Origin of the sequence: Mesorhizobium sp. M7A.F.Ca.MR.362.00.0.0 (assembly GCF_004023175.1) — a bacterium.
Lineage (GTDB): Bacteria > Pseudomonadota > Alphaproteobacteria > Rhizobiales > Rhizobiaceae > Mesorhizobium.
The window spans coordinates 1-753 of sequence record NZ_RZTF01000847.1 but is presented as its reverse complement, the minus strand read 5'-3'; the positions used below and the strand labels follow the sequence as shown (position 1 = coordinate 753).

Annotated in this window: 1 protein-coding gene; it reads right to left on the bottom strand. The window is 62.0% G+C overall.

All coding sequences use genetic code 11. The features are described 5' to 3' along the window. On the bottom strand, nucleotides 1-753 hold a 753-nt coding region (locus EOC06_RS38125; protein ID WP_128310165.1), incomplete at both ends, for a sugar phosphate isomerase/epimerase.

Sequence of the window (753 nt, the reverse complement as noted above, 5' to 3'; positions counted from 1 at the left end):
CGAGCGTGTCCCTGACATAGGCGATGCTCTCGAGCGTGCTTTGCTCTGCCGTTTTCTTGGACGCATCCAGCTCGATGATGGCGAGCCCGTCGTAGTTTGCATCCAGCAGGACGTCGACGATGCCGGCGAGATCGACGACCCCGGCGCCGAGCTCGCAAAAGGCGCCATAGCGGTCATAGCCCTTCAGCGCCGGATCGACCCTGGTGTCCTTGAAATGCATGTAGCGCACGGCCGAAATGTAGGTCTTTACCGCGTCGACCGGATCGGAATTGGTATGCGCAAGATGCGCCGGATCGATGCACAGGCCGGCCAGATCGGTATCCAGTTCATCCATCATGCGATCGAGCTGGTCGCGGCGCTCGATGAAGGTGTCGAGGTGCGGGTGATAGACCGTCTCGATGCCAAGGTCCTTTGTCCGCCTGCCGATATCCTCGAGCGCCCGGCAAAAGGCGCGGTAGTCGTCGGCCGTGTGCGCCCCGGCAGCGGCTTCCGAGGGGCCGCCGCCGAGAACCAGCACCGGTGAGCCAAAGCCTTTCAACATCCTGGTCAGCGCGACGAGCACGTCACGTTCATAAGGCCAGGCGACGGGGTTGGTGAAGATCGCATTGACGTAGAAGGAGGAGAGCTTGATGCCATACTCGCTCTGGCCTTCCGACAGCAGCGCATAGCGCCGCAAGATGTCGGTGTCGGTGGTCACCCCCATCGGCGCCTGGTTGCCGAGCTGCATGTATTTGCGGGCGTATTGGTCCGAGA